Source organism: Mesorhizobium sp. B2-4-3 (assembly GCF_006442815.1).
Classification (GTDB): Bacteria; Pseudomonadota; Alphaproteobacteria; order Rhizobiales; family Rhizobiaceae; genus Mesorhizobium.
This window is the reverse complement of sequence record NZ_VFVL01000009.1, coordinates 45,843-64,607: the sequence shown is the minus strand read 5'-3', so window position 1 is coordinate 64,607 and position 18,765 is coordinate 45,843. Positions and strand designations below refer to the sequence as shown.

At 64.0% G+C, this 18,765-nt stretch carries 18 protein-coding genes; 9 read left to right on the top strand and 9 right to left on the bottom strand.

Translation table 11 applies throughout. The features are described from left to right. Window positions 1-73: 73 nt before the first annotated feature. Together FJ956_RS11780 and FJ956_RS11775 are read right to left on the bottom strand one after the other, a co-directional pair. Complete coding sequence (locus tag FJ956_RS11780) at window positions 74-991, bottom strand: pseudouridine-5'-phosphate glycosidase (RefSeq protein WP_140677406.1); 918 nt, start codon at window positions 989-991, stop codon at window positions 74-76. Window positions 992-1,030: 39 nt separating this feature from the next. Beyond that, complete coding sequence (locus FJ956_RS11775) at window positions 1,031-1,969, bottom strand: carbohydrate kinase family protein (RefSeq protein WP_140677408.1); 939 nt, start codon at window positions 1,967-1,969, stop codon at window positions 1,031-1,033. A 375-nt stretch (window positions 1,970-2,344) separates the two neighbouring features. Here FJ956_RS11775 and recA point away from each other — a divergent pair, with 375 nt between their 5' ends. Both recA and alaS read left to right on the top strand, forming a co-directional pair. Continuing rightward, complete coding sequence (recA, locus tag FJ956_RS11770) at window positions 2,345-3,442, top strand: recombinase RecA (RefSeq protein WP_095765184.1); 1,098 nt, start codon at window positions 2,345-2,347, stop codon at window positions 3,440-3,442. A gap of 443 nt (window positions 3,443-3,885) precedes the next feature. Beyond that, window positions 3,886-6,555, top strand: coding sequence for an alanine--tRNA ligase (gene alaS / locus FJ956_RS11765; protein WP_140677410.1), 2,670 nt, complete (start codon window positions 3,886-3,888; stop codon window positions 6,553-6,555). 235 nt (window positions 6,556-6,790) lie between these two features. Here alaS and FJ956_RS11755 read toward each other — a convergent pair whose 3' ends face one another. Next, complete coding sequence (locus FJ956_RS11755) at window positions 6,791-7,417, bottom strand: glutathione S-transferase family protein (protein WP_140677412.1); 627 nt, start codon at window positions 7,415-7,417, stop codon at window positions 6,791-6,793. Window positions 7,418-7,502: 85 nt separating this feature from the next. Further along, window positions 7,503-8,714 carry an NADP-dependent isocitrate dehydrogenase gene (locus tag FJ956_RS11750; RefSeq protein ID WP_040981283.1) on the bottom strand — a complete coding sequence of 404 codons (1,212 nt, stop codon included), beginning with the start codon at window positions 8,712-8,714 and terminating at the stop codon, window positions 7,503-7,505. 208 nt (window positions 8,715-8,922) lie between these two features. Here FJ956_RS11750 and FJ956_RS11745 point away from each other — a divergent pair, with 208 nt between their 5' ends. The 3 genes from FJ956_RS11745 to murI all read left to right on the top strand — a co-directional run bounded on the left by FJ956_RS11745 (window position 8,923) and on the right by murI (window position 11,500). Further along, window positions 8,923-9,771 carry an RNA methyltransferase gene (locus tag FJ956_RS11745; protein WP_140677414.1) on the top strand — a complete coding sequence of 283 codons (849 nt, stop codon included), beginning with the start codon at window positions 8,923-8,925 and terminating at the stop codon, window positions 9,769-9,771. 84 nt (window positions 9,772-9,855) lie between these two features. Then, a complete protein-coding gene (locus FJ956_RS11740; RefSeq protein WP_140677416.1) occupies window positions 9,856-10,464 on the top strand; it encodes a hypothetical protein in 609 nt (202 codons plus the stop codon). A gap of 235 nt (window positions 10,465-10,699) precedes the next feature. Further along, a complete protein-coding gene (gene murI, locus FJ956_RS11735) occupies window positions 10,700-11,500 on the top strand; it encodes a glutamate racemase (RefSeq protein ID WP_140677419.1) in 801 nt (266 codons plus the stop codon). 152 nt (window positions 11,501-11,652) lie between these two features. Here murI and FJ956_RS11730 read toward each other — a convergent pair whose 3' ends face one another. Then, window positions 11,653-13,035 (bottom strand): RNB domain-containing ribonuclease, encoded by a 1,383-nt coding sequence (locus FJ956_RS11730; RefSeq protein ID WP_140677422.1) that lies wholly within the window; start codon window positions 13,033-13,035, stop codon window positions 11,653-11,655. Window positions 13,036-13,199: 164 nt separating this feature from the next. Between FJ956_RS11730 and FJ956_RS11725 the strand changes: the two genes are divergently transcribed. Beyond that, window positions 13,200-13,382 carry a DUF3008 family protein gene (locus FJ956_RS11725; protein WP_140677533.1) on the top strand — a complete coding sequence of 61 codons (183 nt, stop codon included), beginning with the start codon at window positions 13,200-13,202 and terminating at the stop codon, window positions 13,380-13,382. A 106-nt stretch (window positions 13,383-13,488) separates the two neighbouring features. On the opposite strand, the gene FJ956_RS11720 is transcribed toward FJ956_RS11725, so the two are convergent. Further along, on the bottom strand, window positions 13,489-13,692 hold the full coding sequence (locus FJ956_RS11720; RefSeq protein ID WP_140677424.1) for a hypothetical protein: 204 nt from the start codon (window positions 13,690-13,692) through the stop codon (window positions 13,489-13,491). Between the two features lie 371 nt (window positions 13,693-14,063). Here FJ956_RS11720 and rpsD point away from each other — a divergent pair, with 371 nt between their 5' ends. The 3 genes from rpsD (at window position 14,064) to FJ956_RS11705 (ending at window position 16,494) form a co-directional block, all read left to right on the top strand. Next, window positions 14,064-14,681 carry a 30S ribosomal protein S4 gene (rpsD, locus tag FJ956_RS11715; RefSeq protein WP_140677426.1) on the top strand — a complete coding sequence of 206 codons (618 nt, stop codon included), beginning with the start codon at window positions 14,064-14,066 and terminating at the stop codon, window positions 14,679-14,681. Window positions 14,682-14,792: 111 nt separating this feature from the next. After that, window positions 14,793-15,677: a tRNA 2-thiocytidine(32) synthetase TtcA gene (gene ttcA / locus FJ956_RS11710; RefSeq protein WP_181170199.1), complete on the top strand. Its 885-nt coding sequence runs from the start codon at window positions 14,793-14,795 to the stop codon at window positions 15,675-15,677. Beyond that, the gene (locus FJ956_RS11705; protein WP_140677430.1) at window positions 15,667-16,494 is read left to right on the top strand and encodes an inositol monophosphatase family protein; all 828 of its coding nucleotides are present in this window, start codon (window positions 15,667-15,669) and stop codon (window positions 16,492-16,494) included. The genes ttcA and FJ956_RS11705 overlap by 11 nt, the downstream gene beginning before the upstream one ends. 46 nt (window positions 16,495-16,540) lie before the next feature. Here FJ956_RS11705 and FJ956_RS11700 read toward each other — a convergent pair whose 3' ends face one another. The 3 genes from FJ956_RS11700 to FJ956_RS11690 form a co-directional block, all read right to left on the bottom strand. Continuing rightward, the gene (locus FJ956_RS11700) at window positions 16,541-17,809 is read right to left on the bottom strand and encodes a multidrug effflux MFS transporter (protein ID WP_140677432.1); all 1,269 of its coding nucleotides are present in this window, start codon (window positions 17,807-17,809) and stop codon (window positions 16,541-16,543) included. Window positions 17,810-17,970: 161 nt separating this feature from the next. Next, a complete protein-coding gene (gene grxD / locus FJ956_RS11695; protein WP_059185116.1) occupies window positions 17,971-18,306 on the bottom strand; it encodes a Grx4 family monothiol glutaredoxin in 336 nt (111 codons plus the stop codon). A gap of 151 nt (window positions 18,307-18,457) precedes the next feature. Further along, window positions 18,458-18,691: a BolA family transcriptional regulator gene (locus FJ956_RS11690; RefSeq protein ID WP_140677434.1), complete on the bottom strand. Its 234-nt coding sequence runs from the start codon at window positions 18,689-18,691 to the stop codon at window positions 18,458-18,460. Window positions 18,692-18,765 lie beyond the last annotated feature (74 nt).

Below are 18,765 nucleotides of genomic sequence, written 5' to 3'. Positions count from 1 at the left end.
AGGCCAGAGGGGGGTGTGACGGAACGCGGCGTTCGCTTTTGGCTATCGCTGCCGGTAGCCGAGCGTTCCGCGCCTATAGCGCCTTGGCGATCTCCGCCGCCAGCCGCGCATTGTTCTCGACCAGCGCTATATTGGTCTTGAGGCTGCGACCGCCGGTCAGCTCCAGGATTTTCGACAGCAGGAACGGTGTCACCGCCTTGCCGGTGACATTCTGCGCCTCGGCAGCCTTCTGCGCGGCCTGGATGTAGCCGTCCATCTCGGCGGCCGGGATTTCGTCGTTCGGCGGCACCGGGTTGGCGACCAGAATGCCGCCGCCCAAGCCCAGCGCCTGACGCGTGCGGTAGAAATGAGCGATGTCTTCCGGCGCATGAAGGGTCAGCGGCGCGCGGAAGGGCGACTGCCTCGACCAGAAGGCCGGCATCGTCTCGCAGCCATGGCCAATGACCGGCACGCCGCGCGTCTCCAGCACTTCCAGCGTCTTTTCGATGTCGAGGATCGCCTTGGCGCCGGCCGAGACGACGATGACCGGCGTGCGCGCCAGCTCGTCGAGATCGGCCGAGATGTCGAAGCTTTTTTCGGCGCCCTTGTGGACGCCGCCGATGCCGCCCGTGGCGAAGACCTTTATGCCGGCCATATGCGCGGCGATCATGGTGGCCGCAACCGTGGTGCCGCCGGTACGCTTTTGAGCGACGGCGAAGCCGATATCGGCGCGCGACAGCTTCATTGCGTCGCCGGTCATGGCAAGCGATTCGCGCTCGCCGTCGGAGAGGCCGATCTTGATGCGGCCGTCGACAACGGCGATCGTCGCAGGCATCGCGCCGCCATCGATGATGATCTGCTCGACCTTGGCGGCCATCGCGCCATTGTCGGGGTAGGGCATGCCGTGGGTGATGATGGTGCTTTCCAGCGCCACCACCGGCCGGCCGGCGGCAAGCGCCTCCGCCACGGGCGAGTGGATGTCGACGAAGGGGCGGGCGGTGTCGGGTGTCACGGCTATCTCCGATCAGGAGGAAGTGGATGTCTGGTGGCCCTATGCCACCTCCCGCGCCTCCGGCACAAGGCCAAGCGCCTGCGTGAAGTTGGCGATCGTGAAGGACGGCACGGCCTGCGGGCTCTCGATGGCAAGCATCGCCGCGGCAAGGCCTTCACGCAGCGCGGCGCGCAGCGGCAGGCCGCGCAGCAAGGCGGCGACCGTTGCGCCGGTCAAGGCGTCGCCGGCTCCGGTCACGTCGGCAACCTTGCGCGGCGCGGGTGGGTCGATCTCGAAGATGCCGGTGTCGTCGAAGCCCAGAACCGGGGCGCTGCCGGACGTGACCACGCCGGCGCTCAGGCCGGCCCGCCTGAGCGCGTCGACAAGGGCTTTGCCCGACAATTCGGCGGCGACCAGCGCGGCGGCTTCGCGGCGGTTCATGAAAAGCAGCGATAGATCGCCGAGCAGCGGCGCCAGGCGCACCACCTTGGCCGGAGAGACGGCGATGGCGAAGACCGGCCGGCCGCCGACAAGCGTCAGCAGGCGCTCCAGCGCGGCCGTCGGCAGGTTGGCGTCGCACAGGATGGCGTCGGCCGCGGCGATCGCCTCGCGCACCTTGGCGCGCCTGATTTGCTTGGGGAAGGCAAGATCGTAGAGCGCCATATCGGCAAGCCCCACGATCAGCTCACCTTCGGCGTCGATCAGCGCCGTGTAGCTCGGCGTCGTGCGGTCGAGGAACACCACCGAGAGGTCCGTTATCCCGGCACTGTCGATCGCCGAGGCGACCGTGTCGGCCGCCGCGTCGCCGCCGCGCACCGATATCAGCGAGGCCGACACGCCGCGCCTCAACAGGCTGCGCAGCGCGTTGAAAACCACGCCGCCGACGTCCTCGCGCATGATGCCGGGATTCGAAGCGGCGGGCACATAGGCGCCCGGTACCTGGCCGCGCCGGTCGATATGGGCTCCGCCCAGCGCCAGGATTGTTGGGGATGTCGGCATGCGGATATGGTGACCTTGGTTGATCGTGCGGCTGCGCACACTAGAGCGTTTCACGGAATCGCTGAACCGCTCCAAGTCTTTATTCTTGCGCAATTCCGGACGGAAAACCGCTACGCACTTTTCCTGGAATTGCTCTAGGTTTCCTCAGGTCGCCCTGCAATCGGGTCGCGATTCGGACGGCCGGATACCGAAGTCTATTCTGGACCAGCGGATCTGGTTTGCACTAGCCCTGGTGAGACAAAAATAGAACAAATCCAGATATTGATTGTTTTTCAGATATTTGTTGCCCCTTGCCAAATGAGAACAAAAAAGGTACAAAACAAGCAGGGATCACGGATTGTCCGGCCTTCATTGACGACCAAGGGGTGATGTATCATGGCTCAGAATTCTTTGCGGCTTGTAGAGGATAAGGCAGTGGACAAATCAAAGGCTCTGGACGCGGCGCTGTCGCAGATCGAGCGCGCTTTCGGCAAGGGCTCGATCATGCGGCTCGGCGCCAACGAGCAGGTGGTCGAGATCGAAACCGTGCCGACCGGCTCGCTCGGCCTCGACATCGCGCTCGGCGTCGGCGGCCTGCCGCGCGGCCGCATCATCGAGATTTACGGGCCGGAAAGCTCGGGCAAGACGACGCTGGCGCTGCACACGGTGGCGGAAGCCCAGAAGAAGGGCGGCATCTGCGCCTTCGTCGATGCCGAGCACGCGCTCGATCCGGTCTATGCCCGCAAGCTTGGCGTCGACCTCGAGAACCTTTTGATCTCGCAGCCCGACACCGGCGAGCAGGCGCTGGAAATCTGCGACACGCTGGTGCGTTCGGGCGCTATCGACGTGCTGGTCGTCGACTCGGTCGCGGCACTGACGCCGCGCGCTGAAATCGAAGGCGAGATGGGCGATTCGCTGCCCGGTCTTCAGGCTCGCCTGATGAGCCAGGCGCTGCGCAAGCTGACCGCCTCGATCTCGCGCTCCAACACCATGGTCATCTTCATCAACCAGATCCGCATGAAGATCGGCGTCATGTTCGGCTCGCCCGAGACGACCACCGGCGGCAACGCGCTGAAATTCTACGCCTCGGTGCGCCTCGACATCCGCCGCATCGGCTCGGTCAAGGACCGCGACGAGGTCGTCGGCAACCAGACCCGCGTCAAGGTGGTGAAGAACAAGCTGGCCCCGCCCTTCAAGGTGGTCGAGTTCGACATCATGTATGGCGAGGGCGTGTCGAAGACCGGCGAGCTGATCGATCTCGGCGTCAAGGCCGGCGTCATCGAGAAGTCGGGCGCCTGGTTCTCCTACAATTCCCAGCGCCTCGGCCAGGGTCGCGAGAACGCAAAACTATTCCTGCGCGACAATCCCGATACGGCGCGTGAGGTCGAACTTGCATTGCGCCAGAATGCCGGGCTGATCGCCGAGAAATTCCTCGAGAATGGCGGCTCCGAAGGCGGCGACGACGGTTTCGAGGACGAAGCCGGCGCCTTGTAGGGCCGGTTCGTTCCAGGAAGACCGCTCAGCAGTTTCCTGTTCGGGATTGGGCGAAAGCTATTCGTCGGCTTGGCCGGAGTTCGGCCACAATCCTTGTTTATCGTCTTCTGCTTATGTAATCGAGTTCTTGAGTATTGCGTACCCGAACCGCCGGCCTTCGCGCCGGCGGTTTTGCATTTTGCGGGCGGCGCCGGGCCGTCGCTCGCCGGCGGATTGACCTAAAGCGCGTCGCGCTGAAACGGATTCAGGCGACGCGCTTTAAGTCTTTGTTTTGCTGCATGTCGTTGTCCCAGAACCGCTGCACACTTCTGGGCGACATGCATTAACTCCGTGTTTCTGGACAGGCTCAAGAGCTACGGCTAAAAGGCCCATCTATCTTCTGAAGCACCAAAGCCCATCAGCCGCCGGCAACGCCGGCGGTTCTCGCGAAAAGGCAGTACGCAATGAGTGGCGTGAACGATATCCGGTCGACATTTCTCGACTACTTCCGCAAGGAGGGCCACGAGATCGTCGCCTCCAGCCCACTGGTGCCGCGCAACGATCCGACGCTGATGTTCACCAATGCCGGCATGGTGCAATTCAAGAACGTCTTCACCGGCCTGGAGAAGCGTCCTTATTCGCGAGCGTCCACCGCGCAGAAGAGCGTGCGCGCCGGCGGCAAGCACAACGATCTCGACAATGTCGGCTATACCGCGCGCCATCTCACCTTCTTCGAGATGCTCGGCAATTTCTCGTTCGGCGACTATTTCAAAGAGCGAGCGATCGAGCTTGCCTGGAACCTGATCACCAAGGGTTTCGGCCTGAAGAAGGACAAGCTGCTCGTCACCGTCTATCACACCGACGACGAGGCGGCCGGGTACTGGAAGAAGATCGCCGGCTTCTCCGACGATCGCATCATCCGCATCCCGACCTCGGACAATTTCTGGGCGATGGGCGACACCGGCCCGTGCGGCCCGTGCTCGGAGATCTTCATCGATCGCGGCGAGCATATCTGGGGCGGCCCGCCCGGCAGCCCGGAAGAGGACGGCGACCGGTTCCTGGAATTCTGGAACCTGGTGTTCATGCAGTATGAGCAGGTCACGAAGGAAGAGCGCATCGACCTGCCGCGTCCCTCGATCGACACCGGCATGGGCCTGGAGCGCATGGCCTCCATCCTGCAGGGCGTCGAAAGCGTCTTCGAGACCGACCTGTTCAGGCATTTGATCGACGCGGCGTCCTCGGCGCTAGGCCAGGGGCCGAACCAGGAGAACGTCGGGTCGTACCGCGTCATCGCGGATCACCTGCGCTCGTCCTCGTTCCTGGTGGCAGACGGCGTGCTGCCGTCCAATGAAGGGCGCGGCTATGTGCTGCGCCGCATCATGCGCCGCGCCATGCGCCATGCGCAGCTGCTGGGCGCCAAGGAGCCGCTGATGTGGCAGCTGGTGCCGGCGCTGGTGCGCGAGATGGGCCAGGCCTATCCCGAGCTGGTGCGCGGCGAGGCGCTGATCACCGAAACGCTGAAGCTCGAGGAAACGCGCTTCCGCAAGACGCTGGTGCGCGGGCTCGGCCTGCTTTCAGACGCCACCGAAACCCTGCACGCGGGTGACATGCTGGACGGAGAGACGGCCTTCAAGCTCTACGACACCTATGGCTTTCCGCTCGATCTGACGCAGGATGCGCTGCGCCAGCGCAGCATCTCGGTCGATATCGCCGGCTTCACCGACGCGATGGAGCGGCAGAAGGCCGAGGCGCGCGCGCATTGGACGGGCTCGGGCGAGGCCGCGACCGAGACGGTATGGTTCTCGGTGCGCGAAAAGACCGGCGCCACCGAATTCCTCGGCTACGAGACCGAGCAGGCGGAAGGCATCGTCCAGGCCCTGGTCAAGGACGGCAAGACCATCGACAGCGCGAGCCAGGGCGATGCGGTCGCCTTGGTCGTCAACCAGACCCCGTTCTACGGCGAATCCGGCGGCCAGATGGGCGACACCGGCGTGATTTCCGGCGAGGGTTTTTCAATCGAGGTCTCGGACACGCAGAAGAAGGCCGATGGTTTGTTCGTGCATCTCGGCAAGGTGGCCAAAGGCACAGTCAAGACGGGTGATGCCGTCGAGCTGAAAGTCGATCATGCCCGCCGCTCGAGGCTGCGCGCCAACCATTCCGCGACGCATCTCATCCACGAGGCTCTGCGCGAGGTGCTGGGCACCCATGTCGCGCAGAAGGGCTCGCTGGTCGCGCCCGAGCGCCTGCGCTTCGACATCTCGCACAACAAGCCGATCTCGGCGGACGACCTTGAGGAGGTCGAGCGCATGGCCAACGAGATCGTCGTGCAGAACAGTCCGGTGACGACGCGGTTGATGTCGGTCGACGATGCGATCGCCGAGGGCGCCATGGCGCTGTTCGGCGAGAAATACGGCGACGAGGTGCGCGTCGTGTCGATGGGCACCGGCCTGCATGGCGCCAAGACCAATCGACCCTATTCCGTCGAGCTTTGCGGCGGCACGCATGTGAGGTCGACCGGCGATATCGGCCTCGTGCGCATCCTGTCGGACAGCGCGGTGGCTGCCGGCGTGCGCCGCATCGAGGCGCTGACCGGCGAGGCGGCGCGCAAGCATCTGGACGAACAGGACAGGCGGCTGAAAGCCGCGGCGGCGACCTTGAAGATATCGCCGGCCGACGTGCCGTTGCGCGTCGAGGTATTGCTCGAGGAACGCAAGAAGCTCGAAAAGGAGCTTACCGAGGCGCGCAAGAAACTGGCGCTGGGCGGCGGCTCGGCCGTTGCCGATGCTCCGGCCGCGAACGAGACCGTCGCCGGCGTCGGCTTCCTCGGCAAGGCGGTCACCGGCGTGGCGCCGAAGGACCTGAAGCCGCTGGCGGATGCCGGCAAGAAGACGCTCGGCTCCGGCGTGGTCGTCTTTGTCGGCGCGGGCGAGGACAACAAGGCAAGCGTGGTCGTCGGTGTCACCGACGACCTGACCGCTCGCTTCAGCGCCGTCGATCTCGTGCGCGTCGCGTCCGCCGCGCTGGGCGGGCAGGGCGGCGGTGGCCGGCCCGACATGGCGCAGGCCGGTGGCCCCGACGCCTCCAAGGCCAATGACGCGATCGCGGCGGTGAAGGCGGCGCTCGAGGCGGCGTAGGCAAGCGAGACCGGCCCGGGTCGAGCCGGCTCCAGTCTGCCGAAGGCGGCGCTGCCCCTCATCTGCCTGCCGGCATCTTCTCCCCGTTGAACGGGGAGAAGGGCGCTGTCACAAAGGCTTTCGCCAATCACCAACGGTGCAGGAAAGCGCCGGCGTTGCAGCCAGCTTCTTTCTCCCCGTTCACGGGGAGAAATGCCCGGCAGGGCAATGAGGGGCGGTGCCAGCGCTGAGCGAGTTACGCGACCTTTTCCGTACGCATAAAGCTCGGCCGTCCGGCTATTCGCGCATACCAATCCCGGATATCCGCAAATCGCGCCAAGAGATCGCGTCCTTCCTCGACCTTGAGGAAATAGGCGATGATCGGCGCCGCATGCAGGTCGGCCAGCGTCAGTTGCTCGCCTAACAGCCAGGGCCCTTTCACCTTCAGCGATGCCAGCACCTTGAGCACGGTCTCCGCCTGACCAAGGCCGCCGGCGATCAGCGCCTCATCCGCAGGCGTCTTTTCCAGCCGTTCGACGGCAACGTCCCACACCATGGCGCGATAACCATAGGCGTCGAGCATGCCGATGATCTGGCCCATCCTCGCGCGGTCGCGCGCGGCGGCCGGCTGCAGCGCTGGACCGTCGAAGGCTTCATCGACATAGCGCGCGATGGCACCGGTCTCGAACAGGCGAAAACCGTCATGCTCGAAGGCTGGGATGCGGCCGAAGGGATGATGCTCCAGATACCAGGCCGGAATGCCCTCGGCGGCGAAGATGTCGAGCGGCACCAGCTCGTAGTCGATGCCTTTCTCCTCAAGCGCCATTCGCGCGATGCGCACATAGACGCTGTAGTCGGCGCCGTAGAGAGTTGGCTTTTTCATTGGCCCGGCCCTCCGCTATGGCTCCGGGCGTTCGTCGCTTGAAAAGCCCATTTCGGGGCTTTTCATGCGCTTCGCGCACCGCTCCTCACCCCATCGCCTTCTGTAGATTCTCGTCGATCTTGTCGAGGAAGCCGGTGGTCGAGAGCCACGGCTGGTCGGGGCCGATCAGCAGCGACAGGTCCTTGGTCATGAAGCCTGACTCAACGGTCTGGATACAGACCTTCTCCAGCGTCTCGGCGAAGCGCTTGAGTTCGGCATTGTCGTCGAGCTTGGCGCGGTGGGCGAGGCCGCGCGTCCAGGCGAAGATCGAAGCGATCGAATTGGTCGAGGTTTCCTCGCCCTTCTGGTGCTGGCGATAGTGGCGGGTGACGGTGCCGTGCGCGGCTTCCGCCTCTACCGTCTTGCCGTCCGGCGTCATCAGCACCGAAGTCATCAGTCCGAGCGAGCCGAAGCCCTGCGCCACGGTGTCCGACTGCACGTCGCCGTCATAGTTCTTGCAGGCCCAGACATAGCCGCCCGACCATTTCAGGCTGGAGGCGACCATGTCGTCGATCAGGCGGTGCTCGTACCAGAGCTTCCTTGCCTTGAACTCGGCCTCGAATTCCTTCTCGTAGACTTCCTGGAAGATGTCCTTGAAGCGGCCGTCATAGGCCTTGAGGATGGTGTTCTTGGTCGAAAGATAGACCGGGAAGTTGCGCAGCAGGCCGTAGTTCAGCGAGGCGCGGGCGAACTCGCGGATCGACTCGTCGAGATTGTACATGGCCATGGCCACGCCGGCGCCCGGCGCGTCATAGACGTCATGCTCGATCACCTGGCCGTCCTCGCCGACGAACTTGATCGTCAGCTTGCCCTTGCCGGGGAAGCGGAAATCGGTGGCGCGGTACTGGTCGCCGAAGGCATGACGGCCGACGACGATCGGCTTGGTCCAGCCCGGCACCAGGCGCGGCACGTTCTTCATGATGATCGGCTCGCGGAAGATGGTGCCGCCGAGGATGTTGCGGATGGTGCCGTTGGGCGACTTCCACATCTTCTTCAGCTTGAATTCCTCGACGCGCGCCTCGTCGGGGGTGATCGTCGCGCATTTCACGCCGACGCCCCATTTCTTGATGGCGTTGGCCGAATCGATCGTCACCTGGTCGTTGGTGGCGTCGCGGTGCTCGATGCCGAGGTCGTAATATTCCAGCTTCAGGTCGAGATAGGGGTGGATCAGCTTGTCCTTGATGAACTGCCAGATGATGCGGGTCATCTCGTCGCCGTCGAGCTCGACGACCGGGTTCGCCACCTTGATCTTCGCCATGGAAAGAATGCCTCGTTGCTGGGGGATCTGAACGGCCTTGCCCGCATGGTTTCGGCCGGGGATGCGGAGCGTATATCAAAGGCTTTTTCAGCGCGCAAACCGCGATCCGCGCCGGCGCGGACAGGTGCCGCTGTTGTGAATGCTTCATTTTCCGGGCCGGATGTGGCAGGGGACGCCCAAACGCCGCAAACTCCGGTTATCCTTAGCCATGCCAGCCATCGAAAATACAGCCAAGACCACTTCCGCCGGACCGGCCATCATCCTGGTCGAGCCGCAGCTCGGCGAGAATATCGGCATGGTCGCCCGCGCAATGGCGAATTTCGGCCTATCCGAGCTCAGGCTGGTCAACCCGCGTGACGGCTGGCCGAGCGAGAAGGCGCGCGCGGCCGCCAGCCGGGCCGACCATGTCATCGACGCCACCAGGGTTTTCGACGATCTGGCCTCGGCGGTCGCCGACCTGAACTTCGTCTTCGCCACGACGGCACGCGAGCGCGACGGCTTCAAGCCGGTGCGCGGTCCCGTGGAAGCGGGCAGGGCGCTGAGAGCACGTGTCGAGGTGGGCGAGCGTACCGGCGTCCTGTTCGGCCGCGAGCGCTTCGGCCTCTATAATGACGAGATCGGGCTCGCCGACGAGATCGTCACCTTCCCGGTCGATCCCGGCTTTTCCTCGCTCAACATCGCCCAGGCGGTGCTGCTGATGTCGTATGAATGGATGAAGTCCGGCCTCGCTGGCGAGACCCAGACCAACTTTTCCGGACCGGAGTTGGTGCCAGCGCCCAAGGAGCAGCTGCACAGCCTGTTCGCCTATCTGGAAAACGCGCTGGAAGCGCGCGGCTATTTTCGCCCGGAAGAAAAGAAGCCGAAGATGGTCGACAATCTGCGCGCCGTATTGACCCGCGCGGGCTTTGCCGAGCCGGAACTGAAGGTGCTGCGCGGCATCATCTCGTCGCTCGACCGGTTCTCGCCGGCCATGCCGCGCGGCGATGGCTCGCCTGGGGACGATCCGAGACGGTTGCCGGCCGGCGCGCGCAGTCGCGCCAAAGACGAAGAAAGTTAAAATCGGTAAGCTGTGAGCATTTGAAGTAACCGAATTTTATTCGGTTATACGCCATCCTGGCCGCAATAGTGGGGGGGTGGGCACATGTTTACGTCCAATATTGGTCGTCTGCGCTTTTTCCTTTACTCTCTCGGTCTCGCCGTCGCCGAAACCGTGGTAATCCTTATCTGCATTGTCAGCACGATCGGCTTCGAAGGGCTGATCAATTCGGGACCTGGCCCGGCGCGGCAGGGCATGGCGGGTGCTGTCCTCATCGCCTCCCTCGTCTTTGTCGCGCTGCGCGGCAACATCGCCTCGCGCCGCACCCGCGATGCCAACGGGCGCCGCTGGATCCTGTGGGCCTACATCGCCTTTTCCGCCGTCTACGCCCTTTTGCAGGCAGGCGTGCTGCTGGTCGTCAAATTCGGCGATCCCGACAGCATTCCCGGCGGGCTGAACCTGCTTGGACTTTCGGTGTTCGGCCTCTGGTGCACGATCCTGTGGGCGAAGCCCGTTGCCGGCAGCAATATCGATGAATTGACCGATGTTTTCGACTTCGACGGTCCGCTGCCGGCACCGGCGCGTGCCGGACGCACCGCAACAGCCAGCGTGCCTGCCGCCCCACGTGCCGCCGCTTCCGCTGCGCGCGTTCCGCCGGCACCGCAGCCTTTCGGCAGGCCGCGCCCCGCCGGCTTCGGCAAGCGCGGGATTTGAGTAAGTCTTAGAGATAGAGCATGGCGTCGTCCGAAAACCGCTTCACACTTTTCGGCGCCATGCTCTGGCGCCTGCGCAAAAGCTGCTCGCATTCGCCTCTTCAAGACCACGATCATTCGCGATAGAAGCGCCGTCGGTCCAACCACGGGCCTGACGCTTCTCTTTGTTTTGACGCAATTCCGGACGGAAAACCGTTTCACACTTTTCCTGGAATTGCTCTGGTAACCGGATGACAATGAGCGATCGATCAAGCCAGCGCCCGATCCTGATGTTCGATTCCGGCGTCGGCGGGCTGACCGTGCTGCGCGAGGCGCGCGTGCTTATGCCCGATCGCCGCTTCGTCTATGTCGCCGACGACGCGGCTTTTCCCTATGGCGCCTGGGAGGAACCGGCGCTCAAGGAACACATCCTTACGCTGTTCGGCAAACTGCTTGACCGGCTTCAGCCGGCGATTTCGGTCATTGCCTGCAACACCGCCTCGACCCTGGTGATCGATGCGCTGCGCGATAAATTCCCCGGCCATCCCTTTGTCGGCACTGTTCCGGCGATCAAGCCGGCCGCCGAACGCACCCGCACCGGCCTGGTATCGGTGCTGGCGACGCCGGGCACGGTGAAGCGTCAGTACACGCGCGACCTGATCGGCAAATGGGCGCAGAAATGCCATGTGCGCCTGGTCGGCAGCGACCGGCTGGCCGGGCTCGCCGAGATCTATATGCGCCAGGGTTTCGTCGACGAGGAAGCCGTGCGCGCCGAAATCGCGCCCTGCTTCATCGAGCGCGAGGGAAATCGTACCGACATCGTCGTGCTCGCCTGCACGCATTATCCGTTTCTCGTCAACCGCATGCGCAAGACCGCGCCCTGGCCGGTCGACTGGATCGATCCGGCCGAGGCGATCGCGCGGCGCGCCATGTCGCTCATCGAACCGGTCGGAGAGACATCGGGCGAGAGCGGGCCCGATCTCGCCGTCTTCACTTCCGGCAAGGTGGATTTTGCCACCAGGCGATTGATCCAGGGCTTTGGACTGACAGCGCGCTAAGTCGTGTCGATATTCAGGTGAGGCCGGCCTGCAAATGCCGGGTTCCTGCGCTTCCGGTGCTCACGTACTTAAGTACGCTCCGCTCCGGTTCTCGGACCCCGCCATTTTCGGCTCGGCCTGACCTGAATCTCAACACCCCTTCGCCCAGCCGCTTAAGCAGGTTCGAAGACGATGCTGCGCTGATCCGGATCGGCCGAGACCAGCTTCAGGTTGAGATTGTCGCCCTGCCTGAGCCCGGAGGCCTTCACGTTGGCCACGACGGGCATGTCGGCAAGCTGCACGCGCACGCCATGATCGACGAAGTCGGTGACGACGGCCTTGAACATCTCACCCTCGCGTCCCTCGAGCATGACCGCCTCGGCAAAGTCGATTGCCGCATGATTGATCTGCGAAGCGCGGGCATCCGCACGCCCCATCACCTTCGGCAACCTGGCGAATGCTTCGGTAACGGCCTGCGGCACGGGCTGGCCGTTGGCGATCGCCAGCGCGCAGCGCACGACGTAGCGGTCGGCCAGTCGCCTGAGCGGCGCGGTGGCGTGGGCATAGGTCGCGGCCATCGCCTCATGCCAGGGGACGACGCCCTCGTGATAGGGTTGGTAGGACGCGCCGTTGCCTGCGCGGCGGATTTCCAGCATCAGCGCGGCCTGTTTCGGATCGGTCGGATCGAGCGTGCGCTGATAGTCGCTCAGACTGGTGGAGGCGGGCCAGGAAAGCCCAAGCGCCCGCGCCGCGTTGCGCAGTCTTTGCACCTTGGAGGCGTCCGGCCCCGACATCACCCGGAACAGCCCGGTCTTGTGCGCCAGCATGGCGTCGGCAATCGCCATATTGGCGGCCAGTGAAAGCGCGGCGTTATCCTGCTCGGATTGCAGCAGCGGCCTGAACGAAAGCCGGAACGTGCCGTCGGCAAGCTTCTCCACCTCTTGTTCGGGCGGATCGACGCGCGAAGCGCCGCGGCGCTCTTCGTTCGTCGCCATGCGCCGCGCCAGCTCCGCGAAGCCGGCCGGAACGTCGGAGGCCTGCACGCTGTCATAGGCGAGCTTGGCACGGCTTTGAATGATGGCCCGCTCCGCGCCGTCCAGCTTCACCGCGCCGTCGCCGGCGATCCGGACCGTGAAGACGACCGCCGGACGAGGTCCATCGGGCAGCAGGCTTGCTGCGGCCTCGGCGAGCAGGGGCGGGTAGAGCCCGGCCTTGCCGTCCGGCAAGTAAAGCGTCTCGCCCCGGTTCCAGGCTTCGATATCGATCGCGTCGCCGTCCTCGACGAACCAGGCCACGTCGGCAATGGCATAATGCAGGAGAAGATCCCCGCCGCTTGCCTCGATCGAGAAGGCCTGGTCAAGATCAGTGGAACTCGCCGGATCGAGCGTGACAAAGGGCATTGCCGTCCGGTCGGCATGCTGCCCGGGCACACGCTTTGCCGCCGCCTCAGCCGCGGCCATTACCGCAGGCGGAAATCCATCCGGCACGTGGAATTCTCCGCGGATATTCGCGAGGCCGGTGGAGAGCGCCTGTGATGGATCGTTCAGCGATTTCATGCCGCTGTCCTACACTGGCATTCCGGGCGCGGGAAGGCTTGCCAGCGATACCGCCAAGGTCGGCCGCCCAATGGCCAACTCAAGCAGGCCGGCAGGCCGAGCCGCTGCTGCTGGAACTGCCGCTTCAGCCCGGCGTTTCTTCTCACAGCAAAGGAGAAATCGCCATGCCCTCCACATCACAAGCACAGCAAAAGGCCGCCGGCGCCGCACTTTCCGCCAAGCGCGGCGAGATCAAGAAAAGCGAGCTCAAGGGCGCTTCGCGCGAAATGTATGAATCGATGAGCGAAAAGCAGCTCGAAGAGTTCGCCGAGACCAAGCGCAGGGGTCTGCCGGCGAAGAAATCGTAAGGCCTTCTATTTCTTCGGCCGATGCCGCGGCCAGCGCCGCACTGGATGGACCAAGCCCGCAGGGTGAGCCGCGGGCTTGGTCAGGAATGGGCCGAGGCGGGCAAAATCAGCGGCGCCACCAGCAATGCCGTGTCTTGTAGCGGACGACATGACGGTGGCCGTGGCGCCAGACGACTCTTTTCTTTACCACGACGCGGCACGCCTGCTTGTGGCCGTGCCAATGCCTGGCCATTGCCGGTTCTGGCGTCATGACCGCCATCGATCCCGCCAGCACAGCGGCTCCGGTCAGGGTAAGGAAGAACTTCTTCATGGGAATTCGGGCTCCTCTGCTCCAGTCCCTTCATCGTATCAGGCGGGCCTGCGGCCAAGGTAGCCGCATCCGCCCTGATGCCGCCGGCGTACAACTTGCCGCCACACCCAGCACCGCATGCAACGCAGGAATGGTATAGGGTTGCCCTTGGCGCCGCCAGCCATAAGCTTGACACCGGTTAAATCTGTGTTTAACAGGCCCACCAACACCGGGTGGCGACGCCCGGTGGTTTCTTTTGACGTGTCCCGTGGGTTTTCCGTCGCTTTGCGTGGAAAACCCTGTCAGGTCTCGAAAACGGAGGCCAGAGGAGGGCGCGTTTCCTTCGCCCGGAGCCATGGGGTTCCGGGTATATTGTTTTGAAAGGGAATGCGATGAGCAAGCGCGAATCCGCGAAATACAAGATCGACCGCCGTCTCGGCGAAAACATCTGGGGCCGCCCGAAGTCCCCGGTCAACAAGCGTGAATACGGCCCCGGCCAGCACGGCCAGCGCCGCAAGGGCAAGCTTTCCGACTTCGGCCTGCAGCTGCGCGCCAAGCAGAAGCTGAAGGGTCACTATGGCGACGTTTCGGAAAAGCAGTTCCGCAAGGTCTATGAAGAGGCCAACCGCCGCAAGGGCGACACCTCCGAGAACCTGATCGGCCTGCTCGAGTCTCGTCTCGACGCGGTCGTCTACCGCGCCAAGTTCGTGCCGACCATCTTCGCCGCCCGTCAGTTCGTCAACCACGGCCATGTCAACGTCAACGGCAAGCGCACGAACATCGGCTCGTACCGCTGCAAGCCGGGCGACCTCATCGAGGTGCGCGAGAAGTCGAAGCAGCTCGTGATCGTGCTGGAATCGGTCGGTCTCGCCGAGCGCGACGTGCCGGACTACATCGAAGCCGACCACAACAAGATGACCGCGACCTTTGCTCGCGTTCCCGGCCTGTCGGACGTTCCGTTCGCCGTGCAGATGGAACCGAACCTGGTCGTCGAATTCTACTCGCGCTGATCGACATCAATCAGCCGCAGCATCCAAGGCCGCCTCTCGAGGCGGCCTTTTCTTTGTCCGCTATGTCCGCTAAGCCGGGCGCCAACAGAACGCAGGGCCGGCGCCATGAATATGCTGCCAGACGTCAAAACGCTCGAGCCGATCGGCGACGAGACCGACGGCGGCTTCCACCCGCTGTTTGCCGACGTGCCGTCCTCGGTCGAGTTCAACAAGCTGCGCAAGCGGCTGTTGAGGCTGACGCGCCAGGCGATCGAGGATTTCGCCATGGTGAAACCCGGCGAGCGCTGGCTGGTGGCACTCTCCGGCGGCAAGGATTCCTACGGCCTGCTGGCGCTGCTGCTCGATCTCAAATGGCGCGGCCTGCTGCCGGTGGAGCTGCTTGCCTGCAACCTCGACCAGGGCCAGCCGAATTTCCCGAAGCACATCCTGCCCGACTATCTCAATGCCAACGGCATCGCGCACCGCATCGAATACCAGGACACCTATTCGGTGGTGACCGACAAGCTGCCGCAGGGCAGCACCTATTGCTCGCTCTGCTCGCGGCTGCGGCGCGGCCATCTCTACCGCATCGCGCGTGAGGAGGGGTGCTCGGCGCTGGTGCTTGGCCATCACCGCGAGGACGTTCTCGAGACCTTCTTCATGAACCTGTTCCACGGCGGGCGTCTCGCCGCCATGCCGCCTAAGCTTCTCAATGACGAGGGCGACGTCATGGTGTTGCGGCCGCTCGCCTATAGCGCAGAGGCCGATCTCGAAAAATTCGCCAACGCCATGAAATTCCCGATCATTCCGTGCGATCTCTGCGGCAGCCAGGAAGGGCTGCAGCGCAACGCCATGAAGGCGATGCTCGACGACATCGAGAAGCGCATGCCGGGCCGCAAGGACACGATGATCCGCGCCATGGCCAATGTAAGGCCCTCGCATCTCCTGGACAGGAAGCTGTTCGACTTCGCGGGGCTTGATACGAACCCTGGACAAGATATTTCCGATGCGATTTGACGATAACGCGATCGACTGGCTGGCCGAGCTTCTCGCCGATGCCGCCAGGACTGAAATCATGCCGCGCTTCCGCCGACTGGGCGAGGGGGACGTGCGCCAGAAGACGTCCGCCGCCGACCTCGTGACCGAGGCGGACGTCAATGCCGAGAGGCTGATCACCGCCCGGCTGCTCGAACGCTATCCCGACGCCGTGGTGGTCGGCGAGGAAGCCTGCTCCGACAACCCGGCGCTGCTATCTGGCCTTGGCGATGCCGCGCTTGCCTTCGTCATCGATCCCGTCGACGGCACCTTCAACTTCGCGTCCGGCGTGCCGCTGTTCGGCGTCATGGCCGGCGTCGTCGTCAACGGCGAGACCGTGGCCGGTATCATCCACGACCCGGTCGGCAAGGACTGGCTGATCGGCGCCAAGGGTGCCGGCAGCCACATCCGCCACGCGCATGGCGCGCTGGAGAAGGTTCGCGTCGCGGCACCGGTGCCCATGGCGCAGATGACCGGCGCCGTTTCCTGGCAGTTTCTCCAAGAGCCTGAGCGCTCGCGGCTTGCCCGCAATCAGACCAAGACGCTGTCGCAATTCGCCTATCGCTGCGCGGCGCATGAATATCGGCTGCTTGCCAGCGGCCACGCCCATTTCGTGCTCTACAACAAGCTGATGCCCTGGGATCATCTCGCCGGCGCGCTGATCCATCAGGAAGCCGGCGGCCATGTCGCGCGCGTCGACGGCAGCACCTATCTGCCGTCGCATGTCGACGGTGGCCTGCTGGTCGCGCCGGACAAGCAAAGCTGGGACGAGTTGCGCCGCGAGCTCTGGGCGGAGTAGAGGCCCGTGCCGGCTCTGGCCGGCAAGGCTGCCGGCCACACAGCATTTAATGCAGATCGGTGACGTGCCCCGAAACGGGGGGATTGTGAGGCTGGAACATCCTGCCCCGCTCGGCGATCAGGATCATCAGCAAAGCCGCGACCGAGACGCTGCAGAAGCCGGCGGCCAAGGGGGTCACCGTGCCGTTATAGGCCTGGCCGATCGCCGCGCCGATGAGGGCACCGAGGAAGGTCTGCATGAAGCCAAGGATGGATGCCGCCGTGCCGGCGAGCTCGCCGAGCGGCTCCATGGCTAAAGCGTTGAAATTCGCGCCCAGTCCGCCGAATGGCAGCATCGCCCCGGCAAAGAAGGTGACGAAGAGCCAGAGCGGCATCTGTATCTCCAGCGAGACCACCAGCCAGGCAAGGCTGATGCACAGGAAGATGAGCAGCGCGCCTTGCGACAGGCGGCGCATGCCAATCTGTCCGACCAACCGAGAATTGAGATAGTTGGAGAAGGCAAGCACGCCGGCGACGCCGGCAAAGATCAGCGGGAACAATTCGCCGACATGGAAGACGTCGATATAGATCTGCTGCGCCGAACTGATGAAGCCGAACATGGCGGCGAAAATGAACGTGCTGGCGAAAGCGTAGCAAAGCGTGAGCCGGTTTGTGAGCACGATGCGGAAGCCGCTGACGACGGAGCTTACCGTCAGCGGCCGGCGATATTCCGGATGCAGCGTCTCTGGCAGGCGCAGCAGAGCCCAGGTCGAAACGATCAACGCGCCGATAGCCATGGTCACGAAAATCCAGTGCCAACTGGCGAAAAGCATGACGAACTGGCCGATGCCGGGCGCGATGACCGGGATGGCCATGAACACCATGAAGATCAGCGACATCACCTCGGCCATGCGCCGGCCTTCGAACGTGTCGCGCACGATCGAGACGGCGATGACGCGGGTCGCGGCCGCGCCGATGCCCTGTATGAGACGCCAGGTCAGCAACAGGGTGAAACTGGGAGCTATGGCGGCGGCGGCCGCAGCCACGACATAGACGACCAGGCCAAGGACCAGTGGCGCTCGGCGCCCGAAGCGATCCGAAATAGGCCCGAACAAAAGCTGCCCGCCGCCGAAGCCGAGCATATAGGCGGTGATGACATATTGGCGGTGGTTCTCGCTCTCGACGCCGAGCGAGGCGCCGATCTGCTGCAGCGCCGGCAACATGATGTCGATGGCCAAGGAGTTGAGCGCCATGAGCGCCGCGCAGAGCGCGATGAATTCCCAGCGCGGAATGGGCAAGCTGCTTGCCCGCTGCGACGCTTCCACCTGCTTGTCCACGGCAAAGTCCGATCTTTCAAACGAACAAGCGCCGGCTGGCCGGCGCGCTGGTTCGTCTCATTCCCGAGATTCGGGATCACAATTGCCGAGGTGGGGGCGGCCCCGGGCGATGCTGCCGGCCGGAGGGTTGGCCTCCGCGCCGGCGAGCAAAACTTTGAAAATCAGGCCGCGCCTTTGACGCTGACGCCCTTTTCGACCAGGAAGTCCTGCAACTCGCCGGCCTGGAACATCTCGCGCACGATGTCGCAACCGCCGACGAATTCGCCCTTCACATAGAGCTGCGGGATGGTCGGCCAGTTGGAATAGTCCTTGATGCCCTGGCGCAGTTCGGCCGAGTCGAGCACGTTCACGCCTTTGTAGTCCGCCCCGATGTAATCGAGGATCTGCACCACCTGGCCGGAGAACCCGCATTGCGGGAAGCCGGGCGTGCCCTTCATGAAGAGCACGACGTCGTTGCTCTTCACTTCATTGTCGATGTAGTCGTTGATGCCGGTCATGGAGGGTCCTTTCACGCCTGTGGGAGTCAGGCTCGAAGCATGTCCTTCAAATAAACCCATAGGTAGGCTGAAACAAGACGTTAGCCGCGACGCCGGCCCAATGGCGCAAGGGATAACGCGACTTTGGGCTAAGCCTGAGCGGCGCCGGCGCTCAGTCGGGAATGCTGGTCTGAAGCGCCAGCGCGTGCAGCAGGCCGCCCATATTGCCCCTCAGCGCGTTGTAGACCATCTGGTGCTGCTGCACACGGCTTTTGCCCCGGAAGCTCTCCGCAACGACCTCGGCCGCGTAATGATCGCCGTCGCCGGCCAGGTCGCGGATCGTCACCTTGGCGTCCGGAATGCCTTCCTTGATCAGTTTTTCGATGTCGTGGGCATCCATTGCCATGGCAAAATCCTGTTTCAAGCGGGCAGGCTGTATGGTGTGACTCGGGTGAGCCTAAAGCCTTTCCAGCCCGGATT

What these genes read in the sequence shown, in the direction of transcription:
- alaS (WP_140677410.1), top strand. Translation starts at nt 3,886, where the DNA reads ATGAGTGGCGTGAACGATATCCGGTCGACATTTCTCGACTACTTCCGC.
- recA (WP_095765184.1), top strand. Translation starts at nt 2,345, where the DNA reads ATGGCTCAGAATTCTTTGCGGCTTGTAGAGGATAAGGCAGTGGACAAA.
- rpsD (WP_140677426.1), top strand. Translation starts at nt 14,064, where the DNA reads ATGAGCAAGCGCGAATCCGCGAAATACAAGATCGACCGCCGTCTCGGC.
- FJ956_RS11730 (WP_140677422.1), bottom strand. Translation starts at nt 13,035, where the DNA reads ATGAAATCGCTGAACGATCCATCACAGGCGCTCTCCACCGGCCTCGCG.
- murI (WP_140677419.1), top strand. Translation starts at nt 10,700, where the DNA reads ATGAGCGATCGATCAAGCCAGCGCCCGATCCTGATGTTCGATTCCGGC.
- FJ956_RS11775 (WP_140677408.1), bottom strand. Translation starts at nt 1,969, where the DNA reads ATGCCGACATCCCCAACAATCCTGGCGCTGGGCGGAGCCCATATCGAC.
- FJ956_RS11720 (WP_140677424.1), bottom strand. Translation starts at nt 13,692, where the DNA reads ATGAAGAAGTTCTTCCTTACCCTGACCGGAGCCGCTGTGCTGGCGGGA.
- FJ956_RS11705 (WP_140677430.1), top strand. Translation starts at nt 15,667, where the DNA reads ATGCGATTTGACGATAACGCGATCGACTGGCTGGCCGAGCTTCTCGCC.
- FJ956_RS11750 (WP_040981283.1), bottom strand. Translation starts at nt 8,714, where the DNA reads ATGGCGAAGATCAAGGTGGCGAACCCGGTCGTCGAGCTCGACGGCGAC.
- ttcA (WP_181170199.1), top strand. Translation starts at nt 14,793, where the DNA reads ATGCTGCCAGACGTCAAAACGCTCGAGCCGATCGGCGACGAGACCGAC.
- FJ956_RS11745 (WP_140677414.1), top strand. Translation starts at nt 8,923, where the DNA reads ATGCCAGCCATCGAAAATACAGCCAAGACCACTTCCGCCGGACCGGCC.
- FJ956_RS11690 (WP_140677434.1), bottom strand. Translation starts at nt 18,691, where the DNA reads ATGGCAATGGATGCCCACGACATCGAAAAACTGATCAAGGAAGGCATT.
- grxD (WP_059185116.1), bottom strand. Translation starts at nt 18,306, where the DNA reads ATGACCGGCATCAACGACTACATCGACAATGAAGTGAAGAGCAACGAC.
- FJ956_RS11725 (WP_140677533.1), top strand. Translation starts at nt 13,200, where the DNA reads ATGCCCTCCACATCACAAGCACAGCAAAAGGCCGCCGGCGCCGCACTT.
- FJ956_RS11755 (WP_140677412.1), bottom strand. Translation starts at nt 7,417, where the DNA reads ATGAAAAAGCCAACTCTCTACGGCGCCGACTACAGCGTCTATGTGCGC.
- FJ956_RS11740 (WP_140677416.1), top strand. Translation starts at nt 9,856, where the DNA reads ATGTTTACGTCCAATATTGGTCGTCTGCGCTTTTTCCTTTACTCTCTC.